Source organism: Rothia similimucilaginosa, assembly GCF_029850985.2.
Taxonomy (GTDB): domain Bacteria; phylum Actinomycetota; class Actinomycetes; order Actinomycetales; family Micrococcaceae; genus Rothia.
Genome location: NZ_CM138149.1, coordinates 482,633 through 503,259, shown reverse-complemented (window position 1 = coordinate 503,259; position 20,627 = coordinate 482,633). Strand labels below are relative to the sequence as shown.

The window sequence follows — 20,627 nt, the reverse complement described above, 5'->3', positions numbered from 1 at the left end:
ATTAAACGACAAGGGCGGTGGTTGAGTTTTTTAAGAACTCAACCACCGCCCTTTCGTTATCGCTGAGGCGATTTCCGAAGATTACTCCACGGTCACGGACTTTGCGAGGTTACGCGGCTGGTCAACGTCCAGGCCCTTAGCTTCTGCCAGTGCGCATGCGAAAATCTGCAGGGGCACCGTTGCCAGCAGGGGCTGCAACAGCGAGGGACATGCTGGGACGGTGATGAGGCGGTCCGCGTAGGGCTTGACGGCCTCGTCGCCTTCCTCGGCGATGACGATGGTGAAGGCGCCGCGAGCGCGCACTTCCTGGATGTTGGAGACGACCTTGCCGTGCAGAGAATCGCGACCGTTTGCGGAAGGAACCACTACGATGACCGGCTGGCCTTCATCGATCAGTGCGATGGGGCCGTGCTTGAGCTCGCCTGCTGCGAAGCCTTCAGCGTGGATATAGGTGATTTCCTTGAGCTTGAGTGCGCCTTCCATTGCGACGGGGAAGCCCACGTGGCGGCCGAGGAAGATCACGGAGGAGGCATCCTTCATTTCGACGCCCAGTTCCTTGACCTGGGTGTCGTTGTCGATGACCTTCTGGATCTTTGCGGGCATGTTCTGCAACTCGGCGAGGATCGAAGCAATTTCGTCCTTGTACTTGTTGCCGCGCAGCTGTGCTAGGTACAGGCCGAGCAGGTATGCTGCGGTAATCTGTGCCAGGAATGCCTTGGTGGATGCCACTGCGATTTCGGGGCCTGCGTGGGTGTACAACGCGGCGTCTGATTCGCGGGGCAGGGTCGAACCGTGGGTGTTGCAGATGGAGATAACCTTTGCGCCCTGTTCGCGTGCGTGGCGCACTGCCATCAGGGTGTCCATGGTTTCACCAGACTGCGAGAGTGCCACGATGAGGGTTTTCTCGTTCACGATGGGATCACGGTACCGGAACTCGTGTGCCAGCTCAACCTCGGTGGGGATGCGGCACCAGTGCTCGATGGCATAGCGTGCCACCTGGCCTGCGTATGCTGCGGTACCACATGCGACTACGATAATCTTGTCGATGGTGCGCAGCACCGAGTCGTCAATGTTCAGTTCGTCGAGGGTGAGGTTGCCGTTTTCGTCGAGGCGGCCCATGAGGGTTTGCTCAACTGCGGTGGGCTGCTCGTGGATTTCCTTCTCCATGAATGAATTGAAGCCGCCCTTTTCAGCTGCTGCTGCGTCCCATTCGATATGGAAGGGCTTGCCCTCTGCGGGGGTGCCTTCGAAGTCGATGATGGAGTAGTCGGTGCCGGTGATGGTCACAATCTGGTCCTGACCCATCTCGACGGCTTCCTTGGTGTAGTCAATGAACGCGGAGACGTCCGAACCGAGGAAGTTCTCGTTCTCGCCCAGGCCAATGACCAGCGGGGAGTTACGACGGGTTGCCACAACGCGGTCCGGGTGGTCTGCGTGCACTGCCAGGATGGTGAATGCACCTTCGAGGCGGTTGGATGCGACGCGCACTGCCTCGGTGAGGTCACCGGTGCCGAGCTTATTGTAGATGCTTGCGATGGTTGCTGCAGCTACCTCGGTGTCGGTCTGAGATGCGAACTCTACGCCTTCGGCGAGCAGTTCGGTACGCAGCTCTGCGAAGTTTTCGATAATGCCGTTGTGTACGACGGCGAGGCGGCCGTTGTCGACGACGTGGGGGTGAGCGTTGTTGTCGGTGGGTCCACCATGGGTTGCCCAACGGGTGTGACCGATACCAATCTGGGATTCCGGCAGGGGGTTTTCCTTGACCTCATTTTCGAGGTTCAGGAGCTTGCCTGCCTTCTTACGGAATACGATGCCGTCGGGGCATACGAGTGCCACACCGGCAGAGTCATAGCCGCGGTATTCCTGACGGCGCAGACCTTCGAGGACCACATCGTACGCGTTGTGGTCAAACTTGTTACCGTCCGGAGCAGTGTCCAGACCTACATATCCTACAATTCCACACATGCTATAAGTTTATCCCACAAGTATCCGAATATGCGCACGGTGAAAAACCGTTATGCGTCACGTTTACTATGGCTTTTCCTACCTTTTTCGGTTGTGTCCTTTTCTTCTCATAAATTTATTTCGTGAAACAAACGGTGAGGGCGGGTATTTTCCCCGCGGGCTGAAAGTTCGTACACTTAGATAAATGAGCACCGCACCGTATATTTCTGGCGATGACCGCTTCATGCATCTTGACCGTTCCCGTTGGTCGCACCTAGCCGATGAGATTTCTGTTCCCCTCAGCGCTGAGGAAATTGAGTCTCTTCGAGGTCTGGGTGAAACTGTCGACCTTGAAGAGGTGCAGCGTATTTATCTGCCGGTTTCTCGTCTTTTGAATCTGTATGTGACTGCTGCTTCTTCCCTGAACCATATGACAAATGATTTTCTGCATGTGTCTCAGCGGCGTGTCCCGTTCATTATTGGTGTGGCGGGTTCTGTTGCGGTGGGTAAGTCGACCACGGCGCGTATTTTGCAGGCTCTTTTGAGTCGTTGGCCGTCTACTCCTAATGTTCAGCTGGTGACGACGGATGGTTTCTTGTACCCGAACGCGGAGCTTCAGCGTCGCGGCATTATGCACCGTAAGGGTTTCCCGGAGTCTTATAATCGCCGTGCTCTGTTGAATTTTGTGTCGCAGGTGAAGTCCGGTGCTGAGCGTGTGGTTGCGCCGAAGTATTCGCACCTGTATTACGACATCATGCCGGATGAGCATATTGAGGTCACGGCACCGGATGTGCTGATTCTTGAGGGTTTGAATGTTTTGGCGCCTTCTCATACTGAGGGGCCGGAGACTTCTGATCTGACGCTGAGCGATTTCTTTGATTTCTCTATTTATGTGGATGCCCACACTGAGGATATTGAGCGCTGGTATGTGAGTCGTTTCTTGACTCTGCGTTCTTCGGCTTTTACGAATCCTCAGTCGTATTTCAAGCGTTATGCGGAGTTGAGCGATGAGCAGGCAGTTGAGATAGCGACCGGCATTTGGAAGAGCGTGAATGAGCCGAATCTGTTGCAGAATATTTTGCCTACTCGTGCTCGTGCGCATTTGATTCTACAGAAGGGCGCCGAGCATACCGTGGAGCAGGTTCTTCTGCGTAAGAACTAGAGGTTCTTTAGGTTTTTATTGTTCGTGTGCGGCTTTAATTGCCCGTGTAGCGCGTTTGTGGTGCATTCTAGTAGAAGGCACCGGAGGCTCCACTCCCTCCCGGGGCGGGTTTAGGCTTCCGGCGCTTTTGTATGCATCTACGCCATGATGAGGAGTTATTGTGAAGTCCCTGCACCGTACGTCTACCGCCCAGGAGTCTTTTGATAGTTCTGCGGTGAACCGCCGTACTCTCTTGGGTGCCGCTTTGGGTGTTGGCGGTACCGCCTTATTGGCGGCTTGTGGTTCGCAGGGTCAGGGAGCGTCTTCTTCATCTTCTGCAGCGAGCGCTTCTGCCGCTGAGTCTGCGACGGCTTCGGCGGCCTCTTCTGCCGCACCCTCTCCTGTTGTTTCTGCTACCAGTGCTTCGGCTTCTGCGAGCGCATCTTCTTCCCCATTGGCGCTTGCACAGCCGAGTGTTGAGTCTCAGCCGCACTCATTGCGTTGCCTCGTGAATAAAATGCGCCCCTTTGCGCAGCAGGATTGGGAGCCGAGTGACCTGGTGGAGTTCTATGGTCATCAATTGCGCGCTGAGGCGGCTAAGGCGGCAGATACGATGATTGATGCGGCTGTTACTGATGGCGTGACTCTGCTTGTTTCTAGCGCGTATCGTTCGTATGCGGTGCAGCAGCAGACCTATCAGTATTGGGTTTCGGTGAACGGTCAGCAAGTGGCGGACCAGTTGTCGGCTCGTCCCGGCTATTCGGAGCATCAGACGGGCTTGGCGATTGATTTTGCCTCTCCTGAGGGTTGCCGCTTGGAGGAGTGTTACCGCGATACGCTGGCTGGTCAGTGGTTGGCGAAGAACGCTCCGCGTTACGGATATATTTTGCGCTTCCCTAATGGTCGGCAGTCGGTAACCGGTTATCATTTTGAGCCGTGGCATTATCGCTATGTGGGTGTGCAGATTGCTCAGGAGTATGTGTCTTCGGGCGCGAAGACTTTTGAGGAGTTTATCGGTACGGGTGCGGCACCCGATTATGCAAGTGCGAACTAGGCTCTGAGCTAATCTTTCGGCTTTACCCGGTGCGCTGGGTGGTGATGCGTGTCATATTTCTAGCTTCCGTGTCGGAATTAAATAGGCACAGTAGATGTATATTTTTTCGCGTATAAGTCCTGCAAATCCGCGGTTTTTCGCAGGTTTTAGAGATTTTCACTCAGCTTCATGCGACCTAAACCTTAAGTACTGGGCACATTAGAAGTCCTGTGAAGAAAAACACATATTTTACAGCGAAAATTTTCTCAGAATATGGCATTTTGAACATCTAAAAGGCGCTATTCTATATCTCATGCTTAAGGGTTTTAAAGATTTTCTGATCCGCGGTAACGTCATCGACCTCGCAGTTGGTCTGATTATGGGTACGGCCTTCACCGCTGTGGTGACCTCGCTTGTCCAGGCAGTCCTGATGCCGGCTATCTCCATGCTGATTGGCTCCCCCAACTTCGACGACTTCCTGGTCTTCGGCCAGGTCAAGATTGGTGTGTTCCTGACCGCTGTTGTCAACTTCGTTCTGATTGCAGCTGCTGTATACTTCGCAGTTGTTATCCCGGTTCAGAAGCTGACTGAAATCGCACTGGCTAAGCAGAAAGCTGAAGACGAGGCTGTTGAAAAGGAAGAGACCGAGCTCGACCTTCTGAAGGAGATCCGCGACGCTCTGGCAAAGAAGTAATTTGCTCTGCTCTCTACCACTAAGTTTCAAACCCCCGTATCCCCTGTGGATGCGGGGGTTTTCCGTACCCTCTTCCCCCTGCACCCACTCAAGATAATGCAGAAGGGCTGGGAAAGTGTTACCTTCCCAACCCTTTCTCAATCCTCCGCTAGGGAAGAATACGTTTAGAGTGCCAGTTCCTTAGCCACCACGTCTGCCAGTTGCTGAGCAACCTCATCAGCCTGCTCCTGGGTTGCAGCTTCAACCATGACGCGAACGAGAGGCTCAGTGCCGGATGCACGCAGCAGCACGCGGCCGCTGTCACCCAGTATGCCTTCAGCCTTGCTCACAGCGGTAGCAAGTGCCTCGTTGGTCTTGACCGCCAGACGGTCAACGCCCTTAACATTGATCAGACGCTGCGGGGTGGGCTGCATGCGGGTTGCCAGCTCGGAGAGGGTCTGGCCGCTTCGGGCAACCTCTGCAGCCAGCTGGATGCCGGTCAGAACGCCGTCACCGGTGGTTGCGTAGTCGCTCATAATGACGTGGCCGGACTGCTCGCCGCCGAGGTTGTAGCCGTGCTCGCGCATAGACTCGAGGACGTAGCGATCGCCCACAGCGGTACGGCCGAGGGTAATGCCGTGCTCGCGCAGGTACAGTTCCAGACCAAGGCTGCTCATCACAGTTGCGACGAGGGTGTCCTTTACGAGCTTACCTTCGCGCTTAGCTGCAACAGCCAGAATAGCCATAATCTGGTCGCCGTCTACCAGGTTGCCCTTTTCGTCAACTGCCTGGCAACGGTCAGAGTCACCGTCGTGGGCAATACCGAGGTCCGCACTGTGCTCAACGACAGCTGCCTGCAACTTCTCGGGGTGAGTGGAACCCACGCCATCGTTGATGTTGGTGCCATTAGGCTCTACAGCCAGTGCGATAACCTCTGCACCCAGTGCTTCGAAGGTTTTCGGGGATGCCGTGTAGGCTGCACCGTTTGCGCAGTCCAGAACAATCTTCATACCTGCGAGGGGCATGCCTTCGGGCAGGGTGGAGACCAGGTGCTCCACGTAAGCCTCGGTACCGTTCTCCAGGGGCTTGACGGTACCCACAGCACCACCAGTCGGGTAGCGGAAGGACTTATCGCGGTAAACACGCTCAATAGCGTCTTCAACCGAGTCTTCCAGCTTCTGGCCGCCGCGGGCCAGGAACTTAATACCGTTGTCCGCTGCGGGGTTGTGCGATGCAGAAATCATCACGCCGAAGTCAGCACCGGTGTGTGCCACCAGGTAAGCTGCTGCGGGGGTGGGGACAATACCGGCATCCAGCACGTCAACACCTGCGCTAGCGAAGCCAGCCTTCATCGCAGAGACAATAAAGTCTGCAGAGGATCGGGAGTCATTTGCGATCACGGCACGGGGGCGTACACCCTCTTCTACCGTGTCAAAGCCCAGAACAATAGAAGCCGCCTGCGCGAGCTCCATAGCCAGGGCGGGAGTAATTACATCGTTTGCCAGACCGCGTACGCCGTCGGTTCCAAAAAGTCGTTCAGTCACCCTTTTATTTTACGATGCGCATAACTCTGCTTAGGTGCATACACCGTAAATTCTTCATAATCAGAAAGTGATTTTCAGCGGCTACATATCTGCTTCATAGCTAATGTTTCTGCAGACGCACAAAGGTGCCTGCTCTCCGTTCCCGCGGTTGGGAAAAGAGAGACAGGCACCTTCATAATGCAAGCTGTTTAGCTGTTCTATCGCCGTAGGGTTGAGTTGTTGCTCTCCCCTATCTATCAACGCTTACTTGACGACGGGGAATCCGTCGGGGGAGTCACCGGACTCGTCCTCGAAGACGTGTGATGCGGAGCGGACAATCAGCGAATCGAGTTCACCCACGACACCCTCATCCTTGGAGGGGTAGTCGAACTGGGAGAGCACATAACGCATTGCTTCCAGACGTGCTCGCTTCTTGTCGTTGGACTTGATAACGGTCCAGGGGGCGTCACCGGTGTGGGTGTAGAAGAACATTGCTTCCTTCGCCGCGGTGTAGTCGTCCCACTTGTCCAAGGATGCTAGGTCGGTGGGGGAAAGCTTCCACTGACGAACCGGGTCGGTACGGCGGGAGGTGAAGCGTGCGAGCTGCTCTTCGCGGGTGACGGAGAACCAGAACTTGATGATGTGGATACCGGAGTTCACCAGCATGCGCTCCAGGTCCGGAACTTCGCGCATGAACTCGAAGTACTGTGCCTGGGTGCAGTAACCCATAACGCGCTCAACGCCGGCACGGTTGTACCAGGAGCGGTCCATCAGAACGATTTCGCCGCCGGAGGGCAGGTGCTTGATGTAACGCTGGAAGTACCACTGGGTCTGTTCGATATCGGTCGGCTTCTCCAGTGCGACAACGCGAGCACCACGGGGGTTCAGGTGCTCGGTGAAGCGTTTAATGGAGCCACCCTTACCTGCTGCGTCACGGCCTTCGAAAATGATGAGGATCTTCTGACCGGTGGACTTAGCCCAGAGCTGCAGCTTCAGCAGCTCGATCTGCAGGGCGCGCTTTTCCTTCTCGTATGCCTTGCGACTGAGCTTGGTGTCGTAGGGGTAGCCCTTCTTCCATGCCTGAGAGGTTTTGTCGTCCTTCTTGTCCTTGCCGAGGGCGCGGGTGAGGGAAGCCATTTCGTCCAGCTCTGCCGAGTAGTCTTCAACGACGGAGGTGCGGCGTGCCTGGGGCTTCAGAGCTTCCTTGATGGCTTGTTTCTTCTCAGAATCGGTGTATGCGTGTGCGCCTTCAGCGGTGTGCTGCTCGGCTTCAGTCTGAGGAGCCTCCACTGCCTGCTCTTCGGGCTTGGTGGAGGGATTCTGCTCTGCCATGAGTACTCTTTTCTTCCTGTCTGCTTTGACTCTTTAACTCTACCGGTGTGCTCTTCTATGAACAAACGTAACAGTTACAAACACCCTTAACGTTTAAGGCCGGTAGATACGCAGAACGCCCCGTCTCTCCCAATGGGATAGACGGGGCGTAGTGCTTCGTAAAACCAGCGATTAACGCTTGGAGAACTGCGAAGCCTTACGTGCCTTCTTAAGACCAGCCTTCTTACGCTCGATGACGCGTGCGTCACGGGTCAGGTAGCCAGCCTTCTTCAGTGCGGGGCGGTTATTCTCGCGGTCAATCTCGTTCAGTGCACGAGCGATACCCAGGCGCAGAGCGCCTGCCTGACCGGAAGGGCCACCACCGTTGATGCGTGCGATTACGTCGTATGCGCCCTCGAGCTCCAGGAGCTTGAAGGGCTGGTTGACGTCCTGCTGGTGAAGCTTGTTGGGGAAGTACTCTTCCAGGCTACGACCGTTGATGGTCCAGTTGCCGGAACCGGGCACAACGCGAACGCGTGCCACTGCTTCCTTGCGGCGACCAACTGCTGCGCCTGCAACGGTCAGTGCCGGACGTGCTGCCTTAGCCGCTGCGGGGGCAGCGGACTCCGAGGTGTAGCTGGTCAGCTCTTCCTCGACTACGATCTGCTCTTCGTTCTGAGCCACGATTTCTCCTATTGTTTCTTCGTAGGCCCGAATTACTGGGCGACCTGGTTGAATTCGTAGGTCTTGGGCTGCTGTGCCGCGTGCGGGTGCTCGGGGCCAGCGTAGACCTTCAGCTTCTTGAGCTGCTGTGCAGCAAGCTTGTTCTTGGGAAGCATGCCCTTAACAGCCTTCTCAACCGCGCGAACGGGGTTGGTCTCAAGCAGCTCTGCGTAGTTCACGGACTTCAGACCGCCGGGGTAACCCGAGTGGCGGTATGCACGCTTCTGCTCGAGCTTTGCACCGGTCAGGGCAACCTTCTCAGCGTTCACGATGATAACGAAGTCACCGGTGTCAACGTGGGGAGCAAAAGTCGGCTTGTGCTTACCGCGCAGCAGGATAGCGGTCTGGCTTGCGAGGCGGCCGAGAACAACGTCGGTGGCGTCAATGACGTGCCACTGGCGCTCGACTTCGCCGGGCTTGGGAGTATAAGTGCGCAAAATATTGGCCTTTGTCTCGAAATGTACATACGGCGCTTAGTTGGGTATCGCGCCTTTTACTTACGTGCATGACGAACACCCGGGTGAGGACCGAGCTGCCGCCCGTTCTGCCCGTACTCTACACCGCCTTAACGTCCTGCAACTAGACAGCGATTTAGAGTGCGCCCGGGTAGAACACGCACAACATATCAACACTATACAGGACGTCGAGTGCTTAATCCACCGCCAAAGCCTTAAAAATAGGGCTTTTTTGTCTTAAACACATTTTTAAATTCCATTCGTGTAATTCACCCTCGACGGTTGTGCTCCTACGTTGAGCCCCTTATCACTTCCAGCACATGACGGTGCTCAATATACACAGGGCGTTAAACGCTCTGTGCCTCGTGGTCTTCACGCATTGCTCGAGCACGCTCAGCTTGTTCTCCGTACAACTCCGGCGCAGGGTAGTAAATCTCAGCCAGAGCAAGCGCGTGCGGAGGTGCCAAAGTCAGCGAAGCCTCGCGTCCAGGGTTCTCAATCCGCTCACGCAACCAGGCGGCGTCACGTTTACCTGTACCGTAGAGCACCAGAGCACCCACGAGCGAACGCACCATGTGATGGCAGAAGGCATCAGCCACCACGCGCACCTCAATAAGACCACTCTCTGTGCGAGTGAAGCTAAGCTCTCGCAGCTCACGAATCGTGGTCGCACCTTCACGCGGTTTGCAGAAAGAGAGAAAATCACGCAGACCGAGTAGCTGCTGTGCCGATTCATTAAGATTAGCGCAATCCAGATACTCAGGCACTGCCCAGGTGTAGGTGCGCTGCAGAGGGTTAAGACCGTCCGCCGCACCATCTACAATGCGATAAACGTAGCGGCGGCCGGTAGCAGAGAAGCGTGCATCAAAATCGAAGGGAACCTCAGCGACCCGGTGAATCTGAATAGCACCCCGCATAATACCGCGGACGTTCTTCGGCAAGTTCAACTGCTCTTCCGCATCGTAGAGGCAACGTTGCAAAGCACCGGTGAGGCGGCGACCTAGGGCAGCCGTCGGGTCATCCTCCCCCGTTCGACCTTGCAGGCGAGTCCAATCCTCATCGCTCAGATCGCAATGCAGGGTCTGAGCTTCCGCATGCACACCGGCATCAGTTCGGCCCGCGACCACCACGCGGTGAGATGCACGCAAAATCAGCTCAAGAGCGTTCTCAATAACTCCCTGCACCGTGACAAGGTTCGGTTGGGCAGCCCATCCGCTGAAAAGGGAACCGTCGTAGGCGCAATCAATTCGTACGCGGTGCGTAGCAATGAAAAGCTGCTCTTCGTAATTCTCTAAAGCAGTAGCATTCTGCATTGGTGTGCCTTTCAGCAGTAATAGTGTACGAAAATATTGGCAAAGTTCTTGAAGATTGGGTACCCTCAGGAATAGATTCATCTTAAAGTATGCAGATATGCCAATCCGCCGCCCACTATAGTGGGCGGCGGATTGGCATATTTTAGGCTTAGCCTAAATCAGCTGGAATCCGTATTACTCGGAAACCTTCTGTGCTGCTGCGCCACCTGCGGGGGCATAACCTGCAGCCTCTGCCGACTCAGCGGAGTCGAACCAGATTTCAGCCTTGGTGCTGGTGTACCAGCGGGAACCGGGCACGTGGTACTTCATGGAATCGGCGTTACCCTTAACCTCGAAGCCCTCGGGAGCCTCGCCGGACTCCAGGGGTGCGTGAGAACCTGCGGGCAGACCCTCAGCAGCTTCAGCCTTGGTACCCTCAGCTGCCTTCTCAGCAACCTTGGTTGCCTCAGCAACTGCACCCTGGGTTGCAACGGGCTCCATTACGAGCTCGATGACTGCCATGGGAGCGTTGTCACCCTTGCGGTTACCGATCTTGATGATGCGGGTGTAACCACCGGGGCGTTCTGCCATTGCCGGAGCAATAACGGTGAAGAGCTCGTGCACGACGGACTTGTCGGTGATGGAACGCAGCACGCGACGGCGAGCAGCCAGGTCGCCCTTCTTACCGAAGGTGATGAAGCGCTCTGCCACCGGACGCAGGCGCTTTGCCTTGGTCAGGGTGGTGGTGATGCGCTTGTGCTGGAACAGCTGCGCCGACAGGTTGTTGAGCATGTGGCGCTCGTGGGTCGGGGAACCGCCGAGGCGGGGACCCTTAGTGGGAGTAGGCATAGTTAAATCTCCATAGTTGCGTTCCCTAACGCCCCAGCAGCGGAGCCTCTTAGGGAATCAAGTTTGACTGATCCCGGTGGAACCGGGTGAACTATTCGGTCGAAATTATTCGCCGGAACCGTCTTCGTCATCAAGCGGGCGTGCAGCAGGCTCGAAACCGGGAGGGGAGTCCTTCAGGGACAGGCCGAGTTCGATGAGCTTTGCCTTGACCTCGTCAATGGACTTAGCACCGAAGTTACGGATATCCATCAGGTCAGCTTCACTGCGGGTCACGAGCTCACCCACAGTGTGGATACCCTCGCGCTTGAGGCAGTTGTAGGAACGAACGGACATATTCAGTTCCTCAATCGCCAGTGCCAGATCAGCTGCCATGGACTCGTCGGCGGGCGACGGGCCAACTTCGATACCCTCAGCGGCAATGTTCAGCTCACGTGCCAGGCCGAAGAGCTCGACCAGGGTGCTGCCTGCAGAAGCAACAGCGTCACGCGGTGCGATGGCTTCCTTGGTTTCGACATCCAGAGTCAGGCTGTCGAAGTCGGTGCGCTGCTCAACACGGGTCGCGTTCACACTGAAGGTAACCTTCAGAACCGGGGAGTAGATGGAGTCAACCGGGATACGGCCAATCTCGCCATCGCCGGCCTTGTTCTGAGCTGCAGTCACATAGCCGCGACCGCGCTCAATAACCAGCTCAGCGTTGAAGTTTGCCGAGGCGTTCAGGGTTGCCAGGTGCAGTTCCGGGTTGTGGATCTCCACGCCAGCGGGAACCTCGATGTTGCCTGCGGTCAGTTCACCTTCGCCCTGCTTGCGCAGGTAGGCCACGACGGGCTCGTCGTTCTCAGAAGAGATGGAGAGCTTCTTGATGTTCAAGATAATCTCAGTGACGTCCTCGGTCACGCCGGGAACGGTACTGAACTCGTGCAGTACACCATCAATGCGGACGCTGGTAACTGCGGCGCCGGGGATGGAAGACAGCAGAGTACGGCGAAGGGAGTTACCCATGGTGTAGCCGAAACCGGGCTCCAGAGGCTCGATGGTGAAGCGCGAGCGGTTGGGCGCTACGACCTCTTCAGTCAGAGTGGGGCGCTGTGCAATAAGCACTTTGTTTCCTTTCGGTGAGCTCCGCTATATGAGCCCACAGGTTGGGGAAAACATATCTTAGGAAGCAGACGGGTGTCTGTACTCTCCGGGTACGGCTCCGTGCGGAGTGTGCCCGTCGAGGGATTAGGTCGAGACCTAATTAGACGCGGCGGCGCTTCGGGGGACGGCAACCGTTGTGTGCAACGGGGGTAACGTCCTGGATGGAACCGACCTCGAGGCCTGCAGCCTGCAGGGAGCGGATTGCGGTTTCGCGACCGGAACCGGGACCCTTGACGAACACGTCAACCTTGCGGACGCCGTGCTCCTTGGCGCGGTTTGCAGCAGCCTCAGCAGCCAGCTGTGCGGCGTAGGGGGTGGACTTACGGGAGCCCTTGAAGCCCATGTCGCCAGCGGAGGACCAGGAGATCACTGCACCGGTGGGATCGGTGATGGAGACGATGGTATTGTTGAAGGTCGACTTGATGTGAGCCTGACCAGCAACGATGTTCTTGCTAACCTTGCGGCGGTTGGTCTTACGAGCTGCCGCAGCGCGAGTCTTGGGAGGCATTTTTGATTCTCCTACAAAGGTTTTCTAATACGTTGGTCGGATAGGGATATCCAACAGAGCAACGTTGCTTACTTCTTCTTACCTGCGACGGTACGCTTCGGGCCCTTGCGGGTACGTGCGTTAGTCTTGGTGCGCTGACCGTGAACCGGCAGGCCGCGGCGGTGGCGCAGGCCCTGGTAGGAACCGATTTCAACCTTACGGCGGATGTCAGCTGCAACCTCGCGGCGAAGATCACCTTCAACCTTGTAGTTGCCTTCGATGAAGTCACGAAGTGCCACGAGCTCCTGGTCGGTCAGGTCCTTGACGCGGGTGTCAGGGTTGACGCCGGTAGCAGCGAGGGTTTCATGTGCACGGGTCTTGCCCACGCCGTAGATGTAAGTGAGAGCAACTTCCACGCGCTTTTCGCGGGGAATATCAACTCCAGCGAGACGTGCCATACTGGCTTCTCCTTGTTGTTTTCCAGAGGTCTATAGCATCACTGCCCGAGTTATTCTGCCTCGGTCCCCGGCCTCTGAGTCCGGAGGTATCCGAAGGCGCCTTTTTGGGCGTTGCTTCGGAGCGGTGCCTATGACAATTCCGCCCTCTGTTGAGGCGGTTACAAAGTCAGCTACTAGGGATTAGCCCTGGCGCTGCTTGTGGCGCGGGTTTTCGCAGATCACCATGACCACACCGTGACGGCGGATCACTTTGCACTTATCGCAGATCGGCTTAACGCTCGGCTTGACCTTCATCGCATTCCTTTTGATTGCAACTTGATTACTGGCGAGATAAGAGGTTCCCTCACTTACGTTGGGGAACTGCGTTATCCCTTTGAACACGATTTAAACGCCGCCAAAGGCGACGTTTATCTCGGGTTTACTTGTAACGGTAGACGATACGACCTCGGGAAAGGTCGTAGGGGCTCAGTTCCACTACTACTCGGTCCTCAGGCAGGATGCGAATGTAGTGCTGACGCATCTTGCCCGAGATGTGTGCGAGAACCTTGTGGCCGTTATCCAGCTCAACACGGAACATCGCGTTGGGCAGAGCTTCAACCACAGAGCCTTCAATCTCGATGACGCCGTCTTTCTTAGCCATATCCTCCGCTAACGTCGGTGCCCGTCGCAGGTGCGGCGGGCAAATGTATCTTCTGTCTGTGAGCTCACCGCGGTGAGGTGCTAGGGCGTTTTAAGGTGCACTTAACACTGGCACAAACAACCAACTCTTAACTCTACGGCAAAGAGCGGGGAAAAACAACCGTGATTTTTATGACATCAGGCACTTAAGGTTTAAAAGGTTTAAGCCCCCCCACTCCAGAAAGCCTTAAGGACTGCCAACCGGCGGAAAGGGGCACACCTTATCGAGCAAAGCTCAGTTGCCTAGTCTTCCTTAGCGGCAAGCTGACCGCATGCGCCATCAATATCGGAACCACGAGTATCACGAATAGTCGTCGGAATACCGTGGGCACGCAGACGCTCCACAAAGTTCTGCTCAACGCCCTTACGGGATGCCGTCCATTTCGAACCCGGGGTCGGGTTCAGCGGAATCGGATTCACGTGCACCCAGCCTCGGCCTCGCTGAGCCAGCTTCTTACCGAGCAGATCCGCACGCCAGCCCTGATCGTTAATATCGCGAATCAGCGCATACTCAATGGAGACGCGGCGACCGGTCGTACGGTAGTAGTCGTACGCAGCGTCCAGAGTCTCGTCGACCTTCCAACGCTGGTTAATCGGAATCAGCTCATCACGCAGCTCATCATCCGGAGCATGCAGAGACAGCGCCAAAGTAATGGGCAGCTTCTCCAGCTCGAACTTACGAATACCCGGCACCAGGCCCACGGTCGACATGGTCAGACCACGAGCAGAAATACCGAGGCCCTCCGGCGAAGGGTCAATCAGACGATGCACAGCACCCATGGTTGCCTTGTAGTTAGCGAGCGCCTCGCCCATACCCATGAAGACAATATTGGAAACACGCAGCGGACGAGTATCCTCAGAACCACCTTCTGCTTCTTCCAGGCCCTTCATCTGCTTCAGATAGCGAGCACCGGCAACGACCTGCTCCACAATTTCTGCAGTGGAGAGGTTACGGGTCAAACCCTGCTGACCGGTCGCACAGAAGGGGCAGTTCATACCGCAACCAGCCTGCGAAGAGATGCACATGGTCACGCGGTTGTCATAGCGCATGATAACGGACTCAATGAGCGCACCATCGAAGAGGCGGTGCACAACCTTCAGAGTGTCGCCACCGTCAGCCTCGAGGGTACGGACCGGGGTCAGAAGCTGAGGCATCGCCTGTGCAACTATCTGCTCGCGGTCCTTAGCCGGCAGGTCAGTCATCTCGGCAGGGTCAGTGACTAAACGCTCAAAATAGTGCTTGGACAGCTGGGATGCACGGAACGACTGATGGCCAAGTTCCTTCAGAAATTCGCGGCGGCCAGCCATGTCGAAGTCAGCGATATGCTTGGGCGGCTTCGCACGGCGCGGTGCTTTCAGGGTGATCTGGCCGGGTGCGGGGCGAATATTCGAGATTTCAACCGGCACCTTGGTCGCAGCGGGTGCGGTTGTCTCGCCGCTGTTGAGAGTTTCGCTCATGGAGCTTCTTCCTTGTGATGTGGATGCTTTCGGATACGTTATCACGCACCGGACCGGATTCGCCGGTTTCTTCAGGTGGAGGTGAGGCAGCTAAAGGTGGGTTCCCCTACCCTAGCGGTGAGACTTAGGCGGGAATCGGAACCGGGGTTACGCCAAAGCGAGCAAGTTCGCTTGCGCCACCGTCTTCTGCAGTCAGGACCCAGATACCTTCACTGTGCACAGCAACGGAGTGCTCCCACTGGCATGCATCGGAGCCATCAACGGTCACAACAGTCCAGTCGTCGGAGAGCACGTTAGTCTCGATGGAGCCGGTGACAAGCATCGGTTCGACAGCGAAAGCCATGCCGGGCTTAATCTTCGGACCCATGTCACGCACAGCGTAGTTCAGTACGTCCGGTGCCATGTGCATCTGGGAGCCGATACCGTGACCGACGTAGTCTTCAATGATGCCGTACTTATCGCCGTATTCTTCGGTCACATACGCTTCGATGGCAAGGCCGATTTCGCCGACCTTTTTTGCGGTTGCCAGAGCGGCAATACCATGCCACATTGCCTCGCGGGTGACAGCGGAAAGCTCGGCGCGTGCTTCGCTCACGTTACCAACCAGTACAGTACGCGCCGAATCGCCGTGCCACTGACGGTTGGTAGCGGGATCAATGACGTACGCGCCACCGTCGATGGAGAGAATATCACCGTCCTTGAGCACGTAGTCGCCGGGGATACCGTGAACAACCTCATGGTTGACGGAGGTACATACAGTTGCAGGGTAGTCGTAGTAGCCGTAGAAGTTGGAGGTTCCACCCAGTTCCAGCATGGTGCGCTCAAAGGCGGCGTTGACCTCTGCGGTGGTTATACCGGGGCGGGCTGCAGCCACTGCCGCATCGAGCGCGCGGCTGGTGATAACGCCTGCACGAGCCATCTGCTGAAGCTGTGCGTTGGTTTTAATTTCGACTCGTGCCATTCTGGCTCCTTAGGTATGTGGGGCGGTACGCCCAAGCTTAGAACTCTACAGACAGCACTGTACCCCCGCAAGTCTTTGTGATGCATCATGCACCTCAAATTGCGGGGGTACAGCAGAAGATTACTTCAGAGCGTCGAGGATGCGCTTGGTGACTTCAGCAATCTCGCCGAGGCCATTAACTTCCTTGACGATGCCGCGTTCGCGGTAGATTGCGATCAGCGGTGCGGTTTCTTCTTCGTAGACCTTCAGGCGGTGACGGATGACCTCTTCGTTGTCATCGGTACGACCCTGCTCTGCTGCGCGGTTGAGCAGACGCTCGACGAGTTCGTCGTTGTCTGCAACCAGCAGGAGAACGCGGTCGATCTTCTCGCCCTTGGCCTCGAGGATGGAGTCCAGCTCGTGCACCTGGGAGGTGTTGCGGGGATAGCCGTCGAGCAGGAAGCCGTTGACGACGTCACTTTCCTCCAGGCGTGCGCGCACCATGTTGTTGGTGACAGAGTCGGGAACCAGGTTGCCGGAGTCGATGTACGACTTTGCTTCCTTGCCCAGTTCGGTCTCTTCCTTGATGTTCTTGCGGAAGATATCACCGGTAGAAATCGTGGGAATCTTCAGCGCTTCAGCAATCTTGACGGCCTGGGTGCCCTTACCTGCACCGGGAGGGCCGACGATGAGCAGACGGTTCATCGGAGCAGTCCTTCGTAGTTTCGTTGTTGGAGCTGAGCATTGATCTGCTTGAGAGTATCAAGACCAACACCCACCACGATCAGCAGCGAGGCGCCGCCGAACGGGAAATTCTGGTTTGCGTTGAATAGGATAAGCGCTACCAGGGGAATCATGGAAATTACACCCAGGTAAAGTGCACCAGGCAACGTAATTCGATTGAGTACGTAGCTGAGGTAACGCTCGGTGGGCTTACCGGCGCGAATACCGGGGATGAAGCCACCGTACTTCTTCATATTGTCCGCTACTTCTACCGGGTCGAAGGTGACCGCCACGTAGAAGTACGCGAAGCCAATAATCATGAAGAAGTAGAGAGCAATGTACAGCGGGTGGTCGCCGCGCACCAGGTATGCGTTGATCCAGTTAACCCAGTCCGGTGGAGTGGAGCCGTCGGTCGGGGTGTTGAACTGGGCAAGCAGACCGGGCAGGGTCAGCAGGGAGGAGGCGAAAATCAGCGGGATCACGCCGGCCATGTTGACCTTGAGTGGAATATAGGTGTTGGTGCCGCCAATGGTGCGTCGACCAATCATGCGCTTTGCGTACTGCACAGGGATACGGCGAACGGACTGCTCCACATAGACCACAGCGAGCATAACCAGCAGGCCGATGCCGCAGACAGCTGCGAAAATACCCCAACCGTGGGTGCGCTGGATGGAGCCCAGAGCGCTCGGGAAGGAGGAAGCAATTGAGGTGAAGATCAGCAGGGACATGCCGTTGCCGACGCCACGCTCGGTAATCTGCTCACCCATCCACATGATGACGGTGGTACCTGCACACAGGGTGACGATAATCAGCAGGATGTGCAGTACATCGTCCTGGGGGATGATGCCGGGGCAGTTACCCAGCAAAACGCCGGAGCGCGCCATCGAGACGATGGTGGTTGCGTTCAGCAGAGCAAGAGCGATGGTCAGGTAGCGGGTGTACTGGGTGAGCTTTGCCTGGCCCTGCGCGCCTTCATCGTGTAGCTCCTGGAATCGCGGGATGACCACGCGCAGCAGCTGGATGATAATGGACGCGGTAATGTACGGCATCACGCCGAGGGCAAAGATCGAAAGCTGCAGCAGTGCGCCACCGCTGAAGAGGTTGACGATATCGTAGACGCCACCGCTCGTAACATTGGCTTTCAGACACTGCTGTACATTTCCGTAGGAAACGCCTGGCGCGGGGATGAAAGTGCCCACGCGGTACAGCACAATCATTGCCAGGGTAAACAGCAGCTTACGCCGCAAATCGGCGGTCTTAAAGACTCGCCCGAATGCGCTCAGCACATGTCCTCCTGTAAGTCTATGGGGCGCCCATCCCTCTCGAGGAGTTTTAGGGCGCAGTAAACACATCTTCCAGTCTATCGTGTTTGGAGCGGGTAACGATAACTCCCTAGCAGATTATGTAGCTTTTATATTCTCTTAGCGTGATTTCTGAACACTAAATGTGGCGTGTACCAAGCGTTCAAATATACGAATACAGGAATATACCCCTGTTGTGAGTCTTTTCGAGCAGCAAAAAGCCCCCGCCGTACAGTGTACGGACGGGGGCTTTCTCGTCTTGAAGACTACTTAACGGTTACAGAACCGCCAGCGGCCTCGATCTTCTCGATAGCGGAAGCCGATGCCTTGTCGACAACAACGTTCACCTTAACGGAGATTTCGCCGTTGCCCAGAACCTTCACGAGCTCGTTCTTGCGAACGGCACCCTTAGCAACCAGTGCCTCCACGGTGACGTCGCCACCGTTGGGGAACAGTTCCTGGATTCGGTCCAGGTTAACAACCTGGTACTCGGTGCGGAAGGGGTTCTTGAAGCCGCGCAGCTTCGGCAGGCGCATGTGCAGCGGCAGCTGGCCGCCTTCGAAGCCTACACGAACCTGGTAACGTGCCTTGGTACCCTTGGTACCGCGACCTGCGGTCTTACCCTTGGAGCCTTCACCGCGGCCAACGCGGGTCTTTGCCTTGTGGGCACCCGGTGCCGGGCGCAGATCGTGAATCTTGATAGCTTCTGCCATCTTTACTTGACCTCCTCAACCTTCACCAGGTGAGCAACGGTGTTAACCATGCCAACGGTGATGGGGTCAGCAGTGCGGACTACCTTGTTGCCGGGGCGCTTGAGGCCCAGGGAACGCAGGGTGTCGCGCATATTCTGCTTCTGACCAACATAGGACTTGACCTGGGTGATTTCCAGCTTTGCGTCGCTGGGCTGAATACGCTTGGCCATTACTACGCACCTGCCTTTTCAGACTTGGTGTTGCGCAGGTAGCTCGGGATAACCTCATCGGTGGGCAGGCCACGGCGGGCTGCCACTGCCAGGGGCTCCTCGAGCTGCTTGAGTGCTGCAACAGTTGCGTGAACGATGTTGATCTGGTTCGAGGAACCGAGCGACTTGGACAGCACATCGTGAATGCCTGCGCACTCGAGTACTGCACGCACGGGGCCACCTGCGATAACACCGGTACCAGCGGTTGCCGGACGGAGCATCACAACGCCTGCAGCTGCTTCACCCTGCACACGGTGCGGGATGGTGCGGCCTTCGATGCGGGGAACGCGGAAGAAGTTCTTCTTTGCTTCCTCGACACCCTTGGAGATTGCTGCGGGAACTTCCTTAGCCTTACCGTAGCCAACGCCGACCAGGCCGTTACCGTCACCAACGACGACCAGCGCGGTGAAGCTGAAGCGACGACCACCCTTGACGACCTTGGAAACGCGGTTGATGGTCACAACGCGCTCGATGTACTTGTCCTTCTCCTCCTCGCGAGCGCGGTTGTTGCGGCGCTCACCACGGCCACGACGCTCGCCGCGGTTGTTGCGGCGCTCCTCGCGCTGGTTGGAGGTCTCAGCGGTTTCAGCTACTACTGCTTCGCTCACCTGAGTTTCCTTTACGTTCTGCTCGCTCATTAGAGTGCAAGACCTCCCTCGCGTGCACCGTCTGCAACGGCTGCAACACGGCCGTGGTACTTGTTACCACCGCGGTCGAACACGACTGCCTCAACACCAGCTGCCTTGGCACGCTCTGCTACGAGCTCACCAACGCGCTTTGCTTTAGCGGTCTTGTCCAGGTCAGCTGCACGCAGCTCTGATTCCATGGTGGAAGCGGATGCCAGGGTTACGCCCTTAACATCGTCGATAACCTGAACGAACATGTGACGGGTCGAACGGGTGACACACAGGCGCGGACGCGCAGCGGTACCCGAAACGTACTTGCGGACGCGAGCGTGACGACGTGCACGCTGCGCTGCCTTCGACTTGATAGCCATGTTTACTTACCAGCCTTTCCGACCTTGCGGCGGATGTGCTCACCTGCGTAGCGAACACCCTTACCCTTATAGGGATCGGGCTTACGCAGACCACGAATGTTTGCTGCAACCTGACCAACGAGCTGCTTGTCGATACCCGACACAGTCAGCTTGTTAGCACCCTCCACTGCGAAGGTAATACCCTCAGGAGCGGTGATGTTGATCGGGTGGGAGTAGCCCAGAGCGAACTCCAGGTCGTTACCCTTCGGGGTCACACGGTAACCGGTACCAACAATTTCCAGCTTCTTTTCATAACCGGAGGTAACGCCGATAATCAGGTTCTGAATCAGGGTACGAGTCAGACCGTGCAGCGAGCGAGACAGACGCTCGTCGTTCGGACGAGATACAACGATCTCGTTTTCGTTCAGAGCCACGGTGATGGGGGAAGCTACCTTGTGGGAGAGCTCGCCCTTCGGGCCCTTAACAGTGACCAGGTTGCCATCGACCTTAACCTCAACGCCGGCGGGAACCGAGATGGGGAGACGTCCAATACGTGACATTATT

At 56.6% G+C, this 20,627-nt stretch carries 24 protein-coding genes; 3 read left to right on the top strand and 21 right to left on the bottom strand.

Annotation, left to right across the window (positions count from 1 at the left end):
* Positions 1-81: 81 nt before the first annotated feature.
* Positions 82-1,965, bottom strand: a complete 1,884-nt coding sequence (glmS, locus tag QFX07_RS02180) for a glutamine--fructose-6-phosphate transaminase (isomerizing) (protein WP_279741241.1) — start codon at positions 1,963-1,965, stop codon at positions 82-84.
* Between the two features lie 184 nt (positions 1,966-2,149).
* Here glmS and coaA point away from each other — a divergent pair, with 184 nt between their 5' ends.
* The 3 genes from coaA (at position 2,150) to mscL (ending at position 4,812) form a co-directional block, all read left to right on the top strand.
* On the top strand, positions 2,150-3,106 hold the full coding sequence (gene coaA, locus QFX07_RS02175) for a type I pantothenate kinase (RefSeq protein ID WP_279754886.1): 957 nt from the start codon (positions 2,150-2,152) through the stop codon (positions 3,104-3,106).
* A gap of 160 nt (positions 3,107-3,266) precedes the next feature.
* On the top strand, positions 3,267-4,139 hold the full coding sequence (locus QFX07_RS02170) for a M15 family metallopeptidase (protein WP_279754885.1): 873 nt from the start codon (positions 3,267-3,269) through the stop codon (positions 4,137-4,139).
* Positions 4,140-4,431: 292 nt separating this feature from the next.
* Positions 4,432-4,812, top strand: a complete 381-nt coding sequence (mscL, locus tag QFX07_RS02165) for a large conductance mechanosensitive channel protein MscL (protein ID WP_279741247.1) — start codon at positions 4,432-4,434, stop codon at positions 4,810-4,812.
* Positions 4,813-4,976: 164 nt separating this feature from the next.
* Here mscL and glmM read toward each other — a convergent pair whose 3' ends face one another.
* From glmM to rplF, 20 genes are all read right to left on the bottom strand, one after another.
* A complete protein-coding gene (gene glmM / locus QFX07_RS02160; RefSeq protein WP_279754884.1) occupies positions 4,977-6,335 on the bottom strand; it encodes a phosphoglucosamine mutase in 1,359 nt (452 codons plus the stop codon).
* Positions 6,336-6,578: 243 nt separating this feature from the next.
* Positions 6,579-7,646, bottom strand: coding sequence for a polyphosphate kinase 2 (gene ppk2, locus QFX07_RS02155; RefSeq protein ID WP_279741251.1), 1,068 nt, complete (start codon positions 7,644-7,646; stop codon positions 6,579-6,581).
* A gap of 171 nt (positions 7,647-7,817) precedes the next feature.
* Positions 7,818-8,309, bottom strand: a complete 492-nt coding sequence (gene rpsI / locus QFX07_RS02150) for a 30S ribosomal protein S9 (RefSeq protein WP_279754883.1) — start codon at positions 8,307-8,309, stop codon at positions 7,818-7,820.
* Positions 8,310-8,341: 32 nt separating this feature from the next.
* Positions 8,342-8,785 (bottom strand): 50S ribosomal protein L13, encoded by a 444-nt coding sequence (gene rplM, locus QFX07_RS02145; RefSeq protein ID WP_005505035.1) that lies wholly within the window; start codon positions 8,783-8,785, stop codon positions 8,342-8,344.
* A 365-nt stretch (positions 8,786-9,150) separates the two neighbouring features.
* Positions 9,151-10,116, bottom strand: a complete 966-nt coding sequence (gene truA, locus QFX07_RS02140; protein ID WP_279741256.1) for a tRNA pseudouridine(38-40) synthase TruA — start codon at positions 10,114-10,116, stop codon at positions 9,151-9,153.
* Positions 10,117-10,290: 174 nt separating this feature from the next.
* The gene (gene rplQ, locus QFX07_RS02135; protein WP_279741258.1) at positions 10,291-10,944 is read right to left on the bottom strand and encodes a 50S ribosomal protein L17; all 654 of its coding nucleotides are present in this window, start codon (positions 10,942-10,944) and stop codon (positions 10,291-10,293) included.
* A gap of 105 nt (positions 10,945-11,049) precedes the next feature.
* On the bottom strand, positions 11,050-12,042 hold the full coding sequence (locus QFX07_RS02130) for a DNA-directed RNA polymerase subunit alpha (RefSeq protein WP_279741260.1): 993 nt from the start codon (positions 12,040-12,042) through the stop codon (positions 11,050-11,052).
* A gap of 139 nt (positions 12,043-12,181) precedes the next feature.
* Entirely contained in the window at positions 12,182-12,589 is a 408-nt protein-coding gene (rpsK, locus tag QFX07_RS02125; protein WP_005505028.1) for a 30S ribosomal protein S11, read from the bottom strand.
* A gap of 68 nt (positions 12,590-12,657) precedes the next feature.
* Positions 12,658-13,026, bottom strand: coding sequence for a 30S ribosomal protein S13 (gene rpsM / locus QFX07_RS02120; RefSeq protein ID WP_005505026.1), 369 nt, complete (start codon positions 13,024-13,026; stop codon positions 12,658-12,660).
* 180 nt (positions 13,027-13,206) lie between these two features.
* Positions 13,207-13,320 (bottom strand): 50S ribosomal protein L36, encoded by a 114-nt coding sequence (gene rpmJ, locus QFX07_RS02115; RefSeq protein ID WP_004005257.1) that lies wholly within the window; start codon positions 13,318-13,320, stop codon positions 13,207-13,209.
* Positions 13,321-13,444: 124 nt separating this feature from the next.
* Positions 13,445-13,666 (bottom strand): translation initiation factor IF-1, encoded by a 222-nt coding sequence (gene infA / locus QFX07_RS02110; RefSeq protein ID WP_005505018.1) that lies wholly within the window; start codon positions 13,664-13,666, stop codon positions 13,445-13,447.
* 281 nt (positions 13,667-13,947) lie between these two features.
* The gene (gene rlmN / locus QFX07_RS02105; protein ID WP_279741262.1) at positions 13,948-15,162 is read right to left on the bottom strand and encodes a dual-specificity RNA methyltransferase RlmN; all 1,215 of its coding nucleotides are present in this window, start codon (positions 15,160-15,162) and stop codon (positions 13,948-13,950) included.
* Between the two features lie 124 nt (positions 15,163-15,286).
* Positions 15,287-16,123, bottom strand: a complete 837-nt coding sequence (gene map / locus QFX07_RS02100; protein ID WP_279741264.1) for a type I methionyl aminopeptidase — start codon at positions 16,121-16,123, stop codon at positions 15,287-15,289.
* A 120-nt stretch (positions 16,124-16,243) separates the two neighbouring features.
* Positions 16,244-16,807: an adenylate kinase gene (locus QFX07_RS02095; RefSeq protein ID WP_279741266.1), complete on the bottom strand. Its 564-nt coding sequence runs from the start codon at positions 16,805-16,807 to the stop codon at positions 16,244-16,246.
* On the bottom strand, positions 16,804-18,111 hold the full coding sequence (gene secY, locus QFX07_RS02090; protein WP_279741267.1) for a preprotein translocase subunit SecY: 1,308 nt from the start codon (positions 18,109-18,111) through the stop codon (positions 16,804-16,806). The genes QFX07_RS02095 and secY overlap by 4 nt, the downstream gene beginning before the upstream one ends.
* A gap of 281 nt (positions 18,112-18,392) precedes the next feature.
* On the bottom strand, positions 18,393-18,839 hold the full coding sequence (rplO, locus tag QFX07_RS02085; RefSeq protein ID WP_279741269.1) for a 50S ribosomal protein L15: 447 nt from the start codon (positions 18,837-18,839) through the stop codon (positions 18,393-18,395).
* A gap of 2 nt (positions 18,840-18,841) precedes the next feature.
* A complete protein-coding gene (rpmD, locus tag QFX07_RS02080) occupies positions 18,842-19,048 on the bottom strand; it encodes a 50S ribosomal protein L30 (protein WP_279741271.1) in 207 nt (68 codons plus the stop codon).
* A 2-nt stretch (positions 19,049-19,050) separates the two neighbouring features.
* The gene (gene rpsE / locus QFX07_RS02075; RefSeq protein WP_204860947.1) at positions 19,051-19,695 is read right to left on the bottom strand and encodes a 30S ribosomal protein S5; all 645 of its coding nucleotides are present in this window, start codon (positions 19,693-19,695) and stop codon (positions 19,051-19,053) included.
* Positions 19,696-19,724: 29 nt separating this feature from the next.
* Positions 19,725-20,084 carry a 50S ribosomal protein L18 gene (rplR, locus tag QFX07_RS02070; protein ID WP_279741272.1) on the bottom strand — a complete coding sequence of 120 codons (360 nt, stop codon included), beginning with the start codon at positions 20,082-20,084 and terminating at the stop codon, positions 19,725-19,727.
* Positions 20,085-20,086: 2 nt separating this feature from the next.
* The gene (rplF, locus tag QFX07_RS02065; RefSeq protein ID WP_005505004.1) at positions 20,087-20,623 is read right to left on the bottom strand and encodes a 50S ribosomal protein L6; all 537 of its coding nucleotides are present in this window, start codon (positions 20,621-20,623) and stop codon (positions 20,087-20,089) included.
* Between the last annotated feature and the right edge of the window lie 4 nt (positions 20,624-20,627).